Origin of the sequence: Bradyrhizobium acaciae (assembly GCF_020889785.1) — a bacterium.
GTDB lineage: Bacteria > Pseudomonadota > Alphaproteobacteria > Rhizobiales > Xanthobacteraceae > Bradyrhizobium > Bradyrhizobium acaciae.
This window is the reverse complement of sequence record NZ_JACMYK010000092.1, coordinates 21,868-27,867: the sequence shown is the minus strand read 5'-3', so window position 1 is coordinate 27,867 and position 6,000 is coordinate 21,868. Positions and strand designations below refer to the sequence as shown.

Sequence of the window (6,000 nt, the reverse complement as noted above, 5' to 3'; positions counted from 1 at the left end):
CGGGCGGCCTCGCGCACGCTGACCGCGTCCGGCCCGCCCTCCCCGACCAGTTGCATGGCGGCATCGATCAGGACCCGGCGGAGGTCGCCGTGGTGATACGGCTTGGCCGCCGGCGCCCGCGCGGGACGTGGCTTCGCGGGCCGGCGTCCGGCAGGCGGGCTCTTTTCGGATGTCTTGGCGGGACGACGCATGACGCACGCTCTAGCATCACTCGCTTGTGAATGTAAGCACCGATTACACGAATTGACCACACTCGATCGCAAGATGTAACTGGTGATTACATCAACATCGGGAGGCAAGACATGGCGACGCGTCGAAACTGGTTCGAGGGCTGGCGGTTGTTCGGCCTGCTCACATTGACCCTGATCGGGCTCTCGATCTGGATCGCGGCGATGCGGCAGTTCGAGGTCGAGGGCGTGCGGATGGTGATCCGCTTCACGGCACGGACCTCGCTGCTGTTCTTCTGCCTCGCCTTCTCCGCCGCGGCGCTGGCGCGGCTCTGGCCGAACGCCTGGACGCACTGGCAGCGTCGCAACCGCCGCTATCTCGGCGTCACCTTCGCGGCCTCGCACGCCATCCATGCGGTCGCAATCACCGCATTCGCAATGCTCGATCCGCTGGGCTTCGCTGCCGCAACCTCTGTCGTCTCCTACATCTTCGGCGGCATCGGCTATCTCGTGATCATCGCGCTGACCGCGACCTCGTTCGATCGCACGGCTGCGATGCTGGGCGAGCGCGCCTGGCGCAGACTGCATCTCATCGGCGGCTACTATCTGCTGCTGCAGTTCACCGTCTCGTTCGGCAAGCGGATTCCCGAGATGCCGCCCTACGTGCTGTTCCTCGTGCCGCTCGCGGCCGTATTCGCGCTCAGGATGATCAGCATGGCTGCACGGGCTGCGCCACGTCAGGCGCAGGCAGGCTGAGACGCACCGAGATCAGACTGGATCATACAAGGTGAAACTTGCGGCCGAGCCGGCGATGCACCGACAGCACCGCGCGATCGACGTCGCTGATCAGGCTGTCGCCGAGCACGACATTCGGAATCTCCCAGTTGCGCCCGATCTGCGCGTCGGGCAGCGCGGCGACCGCCGGCACGCGCGCGGTCTCGCAGCCGGGCTGGGCGCGCAGCGCCTCCTCCGCAAGCTGGGTCAGTTCGTCCTGGCTCTTTCCGTCAGTCATGACAGCGGTCCTGACTCCGGAAGATGGCTCACTGATGGCCGAGATTCTCCAGTTCCTTGGCGCGGGTCTCCGTTATGCTGCGCATGCATTCGCCGGCATCGAGCCGGGCGATGGTGCCCTCGCCGAGGTCGTAATACAGGCAGTTGGCGTCGCGGTACTGGATCCACAGCCGTTGCGCGGTGCGCAGCTGGTCGCGCTGCTTGTCGCCTACGGCATCCTTCAGCGCCTGTTGATAGGCAACGTTCATCCGCTTGTCCCACTGCGCGGTCTTGGCCTTGAGGCATTCGACCATCTGGTAGGTGCTGCCGTCGCAGGATTGCTCGGGATCGCCCTGATCGCCCGCCCAGGCCGATGAGGTGGCGATGATCAAAGCAGCCGCAACCAGGGTCCCGCGCCTGCACCCGCCTGTCATGAGAGCCGATTTCATGCCGTCTTCCTCTTCCGATCAATCCAATGGTCGGACCATATGTCAGTGCGGCCGCTGCCCGTCCCCTTCATACCGGTCGCGCTGCGGCTGGTCTTCCCGATCTCCGCAGGATATTTCATGGCTGTGGAGGAACCATGCGCCGCGCCGTGACGCCTGTGATCGTTCTGGCCGTGTTCGGCCTGCTTGTCGGTGGGCTGTTTCGCTATGCCTTCGATGAATTGAATGAAGCCTCCGTCGCGAACTACGTGCGCAGCGCCTTTGAGGGCGCCGCGATCACCCTCATCGTCTGGGCAACACATCTGTACTTGGCGGCGCGTGGTGGCTGGCTGCGGCAGCGGCCGCTCATTGTCGAGCTGATTATTCGCTCGGTGATGCTCGCCGTCATCGTTGCGGTGGCTGCGGTTGTGCTGGAAGTCGTGCTCTACGGTCATGGACTCGAAGCCAAGTGGATTGGCGACACCTTCCTGAAGATCATCGGCGTCGGCCTGCTGCTCTCGATCCCGGTCACGACGATCTACGAGCTGGTGCGGATGATCGGCGGGCGGACGCTGCTCAATGTCGTGCTCGGACGCTATCGCCAGCCGGTGCGCGAGGCGCGCGTGCTGCTGTTTCTCGACCTGGTGGGCTCGACGACGCTGGCGGAACAGATGGGCGAAGTGCGCGTGCAGGAGCTGTTGACGCAGTTCTTCTCAGACATCGACGCGCCGATCGTGGCGCATGGCGGCGAGGTCCATGCCTATGTCGGCGACGAGGTCATCGTGACCTGGCCGGTCGACGCCGGACTGCCGCGGCGCTGGCTCGACTGCGTGTTCGCGATCGAGGACCGTCTTGCCAAGCGGACCGGTCACTATCGCAAGGAGTTCGGCGTGATGCCGACGTTTCGGGCCGGAATGCACGCCGGTCCGGTCGTCGTCAGCGAATGCGGGGTCTCGCGGCGCCAGATTGCCTATTTCGGTGACACCGTGAACGTCACGGCACGGCTGCAGGCGCAATGCAAGGAAGCTGGCCGGCCGCTGCTGATATCGGGCGAGCTGCTTCGCCTGCTCCCCCCGGATCGGGATTTCGCCATCGAGCCGCTCGGCTCGACGCAATTGCGCGGGCGCGCCGCGTCGATCGACATCTTCGCCGTCGCGCGGCGCGGATCGTCCTAAACAATATCTTAAAAGCACCGGCCAAACCTGTCATCGCGCCCAAAGCGCAAATTGAATCATGTCCGGTCGCGCCCCGTTAAGGATGCTGCACACCCCGTATTTGCACCGGGTTCCACCTTAACGCAGGCGTAAGACCGCGCCCTGCATGGTGCGCGGACAGGTGTCATTCAACAAAAACAAGGCTGCCCATCGATGGCGCAACAGGCGTCACAATCGATTATTGCCGAACTCGAGGATGCGGTCCGGGACGGGACGTCTGCCAAGCGCGTGCAAACGCTGCGGCAGGTCACCGATCTGTTCCTGAACGACGGCGACCGCCTCAACGATGAACAGGTCAAGGTATTTGACGACGTGCTCTGCCTGCTCGTCGCGCGCGTCGAGACGCGTGCGCGGGCCGAGCTCAGCAAGCGGCTTGCGCCGCTCGACTATGCGCCGTTTGAGGTGATTCAGCACCTCGCCTGGGACGACGACATTGGCGTCGCAGGCGAGGTCCTGACCCACTCCAGCCGCCTCTCGAACGCCGCACTGCGCGAGATCGCCAGCACCAAGGGCCAGGATCATCTGTTCGCGATCTCGGCGCGGGAAAACCTGCCCGCCTCGGTCACCGACGTGATCATCGATCGCGGCGAGGACAAGGTGATCCGGCGCCTTGCCAAGAACGCCGGCGCGCAGTTCTCCGACAACGGCTACTCGAGCATCGTCGCCCGCGCCGAAGGTGACGACGAGCTGGTCGAGATCCTCGGGTTGCGCATCGACATTCCGGCCAAGCTGCTGCGCGAACTGCTGCAACGCGCCAAGGAAACCGTGCGCGCCCGCCTGCTCGCGATCGCATCGCCCCGGGCGCGCGAGGAGATCGGCCAGGTGCTGAACGACATCGCGCAGGAAGAGGCAGCCGCCCCGCGCCGCAACTACGGTATCGCCGAAGAGCTGGTCAAGCTGATGAAGCAGCTCAACGAGCTCGACGATGCCGCCGTCTACAAATTCGCCGAGGACGGCAAATTCGACGAGGTCACGGTCGCGCTCGCCGTTCTCAACGACATGCCGATCGCGATGATCGAACGCCTGATGCTCGGCCTCCGTTCCGACCTGCTCCTGATCCCGTGCCGCTCGGCCCGGCTCAACTGGCCGACGGTCGAGACCATCCTGCGCAAACGGCCGCTGCCGCATAGCATCGACCATGCGACGCTCGAGATCGCGCACCGCGATTACCGGCGGCTGTCGCTGGAGACCGCGCAGCGCACGGTGCGGTTCTGGCAGCTGCACAACAGGATCGAGAAGCAGCCGATGGCGGCCGGCTAGCCGCCGCTCGCGCTTCGCGACAAAGAAAAAGGGTGGGCAACGCGCCCACCCTTTTTGCTTCGATGCGTAGGGTGGGTTAGCCGGAGGCGTAACCCGCCGCATCTCCGCGGCGCGAAGTGGTGGGTTACGCTTCGCTAACCCACCCTACAAGACCGCGCTTAGTTCTTGCTCTTGTCGACCAGCGCGCCCTTCTTGATCCAAGGCATCATGTCGCGCAGCTTGGCGCCGACTTCCTCGATCGGATGCTGGGCGAGCTTGGCGCGGGTTGCCTTGAACGAGGTCTGGTTGACCTTGTTCTCCAGCATCCAGTCGCGGGCGAACTTGCCGCCCTGGATGTCGGCGAGCACGCGCTTCATCTCCGCCTTGGTCTCGGCCGTGACGATGCGCGGTCCGGTGACGTACTCGCCGTATTCGGCGGTGTTGGAGATCGAGTAGTTCATGTTGGCGATGCCGCCTTCATAGATCAGGTCGACGATCAGCTTCACTTCGTGCAGGCACTCGAAATAGGCCATCTCGGGCGCGTAGCCGGCCTCGACCAGCGTCTCGTAGCCGCCCTTGATCAGCTCGACCAGGCCGCCGCAGAGGACCACCTGCTCACCGAACAGGTCGGTCTCGCACTCTTCCTTGAAGGTGGTCTCGATGATGCCGGCACGGCCGCCGCCGATCGCCGACGCGTAGCTGAGGCCGAGGTCATGGGCGTTGCCCGACGAATCCTTGGCGATCGCGATCAGGCAGGGCACGCCGCCGCCGCGCTGATATTCCGAGCGCACGGTGTGGCCGGGGCCCTTCGGCGCGATCATCAGCACGTCGAGGTCGGCGCGCGGATCGAGCAGGTTGAAGTGCACGTTGAGGCCGTGGGCGAACACGAGCGCGGCGCCCTTCTTCATGTTGTCGTGCAGGTGCTCGCGATAGATGTCGCCCTGCAGCTCGTCCGGGGTCAGCATCATGACGAGGTCGGCCCACTTGGCGGCTTCGGCGACTTCCATCACCTTGAAGCCGGCGTTCTCGGCCTTCTTGGCCGAGGCCGAACCCTTGCGCAGCGCGATCGCCACTTCCTTGACGCCCGAATCCTTCAGGTTGAGCGCGTGGGCGTGGCCCTGGCTGCCGTAGCCGACGATAGCGACCTTTTTGCCCTTGATCAGGTTCAGGTCGGCATCGCGATCGTAGTAAACTCGCATCGTGGTTTCCTCGTTTGAAGGGGGCCAAAATCGGCCGATGAATCAGGCTTTCGGAAGGTCAGAACCGCCGGGCGCCCGCGAATTTCCGGCGTTGTCTAGAGCATTTTCCCCCTCAGGGGAAACCCTCATCTCGCATGGCGCGGTGCGGCATCATGCGTCCATGAAGACCGGGTAGAGCGAGGCCAGCAGCAGGATGGCCATGACCACGTTGAAGGCACGGATCGCCCGGGGCGAGGTCAGGATCGGCCGCAGGGCGGTGCCGAACAGCGCCCAGACGATGCAGGACACCGTCCCCAGCACCAGGCTAAGGCCGACCTGGATCGCGATGTTCCAGGGAAAGGCGGCAATCGCCGCATAGGCCGTGATGGTGCCGATCACCATCACCCAGCCCTTGGCGTTGATCCACTGGAACATGGCCGCGCCCCAGAAGGTCATCGGGCCGCGGCCGGGCTTGTCGTCCTTGTTCGCCGAGGGCGGCGCGGCCATGGCGATGACGGCGGCGAGATAGATCAGGTAGGCGACGCCGCCATATTTCAGGATCGTCTGCAGCACCGGATAGGCGATGAAGACGGCCCCTAAGCCGACGCCGACCGCGCCGACCATGAAGGCGAAGCCGACCGTAATGCCGGCAATGTGGGGCACCGTGCGGCGGAAGCCGTAGGTCAGCCCCGACGACAGCAGCATGATGTTGTTGGGGCCCGGCGTGAAGAACATCACGACGGCAAACACCACAAAGGCAAACAGCAGCGAACTCGACATCGTGCCC

General features: G+C 64.5%; 7 protein-coding genes and 1 pseudogene. 3 read left to right on the top strand and 5 right to left on the bottom strand.

Going from position 1 to position 6,000, the window contains the following annotated elements; genetic code table 11:
- Positions 1–191 (bottom strand): annotated as a pseudogene (locus tag H8A92_RS27720) (TetR family transcriptional regulator); the annotation flags it as partial.
- A 111-nt stretch (positions 192–302) separates the two neighbouring features.
- Between H8A92_RS27720 and H8A92_RS27715 the strand changes: the two are divergent.
- Complete coding sequence (locus H8A92_RS27715; protein WP_229198689.1) at positions 303–923, top strand: hypothetical protein; 621 nt, start codon at positions 303–305, stop codon at positions 921–923.
- A 22-nt stretch (positions 924–945) separates the two neighbouring features.
- Here the strand turns inward: H8A92_RS27715 and H8A92_RS27710 are convergent, their stop codons facing one another.
- Both H8A92_RS27710 and H8A92_RS27705 read right to left on the bottom strand, forming a co-directional pair.
- A complete protein-coding gene (locus H8A92_RS27710) occupies positions 946–1,179 on the bottom strand; it encodes a hypothetical protein (protein ID WP_050401946.1) in 234 nt (77 codons plus the stop codon).
- A 28-nt stretch (positions 1,180–1,207) separates the two neighbouring features.
- Entirely contained in the window at positions 1,208–1,606 is a 399-nt protein-coding gene (locus H8A92_RS27705) for a lysozyme inhibitor LprI family protein (protein ID WP_229198688.1), read from the bottom strand.
- Between the two features lie 134 nt (positions 1,607–1,740).
- Between H8A92_RS27705 and H8A92_RS27700 the strand changes: the two genes are divergently transcribed.
- Both H8A92_RS27700 and H8A92_RS27695 read left to right on the top strand, forming a co-directional pair.
- Positions 1,741–2,757: an adenylate/guanylate cyclase domain-containing protein gene (locus tag H8A92_RS27700; protein WP_229198687.1), complete on the top strand. Its 1,017-nt coding sequence runs from the start codon at positions 1,741–1,743 to the stop codon at positions 2,755–2,757.
- Between the two features lie 192 nt (positions 2,758–2,949).
- Positions 2,950–4,056, top strand: a complete 1,107-nt coding sequence (locus H8A92_RS27695; RefSeq protein ID WP_229198686.1) for a DUF2336 domain-containing protein — start codon at positions 2,950–2,952, stop codon at positions 4,054–4,056.
- 158 nt (positions 4,057–4,214) lie between these two features.
- Here H8A92_RS27695 and ilvC read toward each other — a convergent pair whose 3' ends face one another.
- Positions 4,215–5,234 (bottom strand): ketol-acid reductoisomerase, encoded by a 1,020-nt coding sequence (ilvC, locus tag H8A92_RS27690; protein ID WP_028342350.1) that lies wholly within the window; start codon positions 5,232–5,234, stop codon positions 4,215–4,217.
- Between the two features lie 150 nt (positions 5,235–5,384).
- Complete coding sequence (locus H8A92_RS27685; protein WP_229198685.1) at positions 5,385–5,993, bottom strand: LysE family translocator; 609 nt, start codon at positions 5,991–5,993, stop codon at positions 5,385–5,387.
- Positions 5,994–6,000: the final 7 nt, after the last annotated feature.

Bases quoted from the DNA above. Each gene is read 5' to 3' on its own strand.
- H8A92_RS27705 (WP_229198688.1), bottom strand. From the start codon at position 1,606: ATGAAATCGGCTCTCATGACAGGCGGGTGCAGGCGCGGGACCCTGGTT.
- ilvC (WP_028342350.1), bottom strand. From the start codon at position 5,234: ATGCGAGTTTACTACGATCGCGATGCCGACCTGAACCTGATCAAGGGC.
- H8A92_RS27700 (WP_229198687.1), top strand. From the start codon at position 1,741: ATGCGCCGCGCCGTGACGCCTGTGATCGTTCTGGCCGTGTTCGGCCTG.
- H8A92_RS27695 (WP_229198686.1), top strand. From the start codon at position 2,950: ATGGCGCAACAGGCGTCACAATCGATTATTGCCGAACTCGAGGATGCG.
- H8A92_RS27715 (WP_229198689.1), top strand. From the start codon at position 303: ATGGCGACGCGTCGAAACTGGTTCGAGGGCTGGCGGTTGTTCGGCCTG.
- H8A92_RS27685 (WP_229198685.1), bottom strand. From the start codon at position 5,993: ATGTCGAGTTCGCTGCTGTTTGCCTTTGTGGTGTTTGCCGTCGTGATG.
- H8A92_RS27710 (WP_050401946.1), bottom strand. From the start codon at position 1,179: ATGACTGACGGAAAGAGCCAGGACGAACTGACCCAGCTTGCGGAGGAG.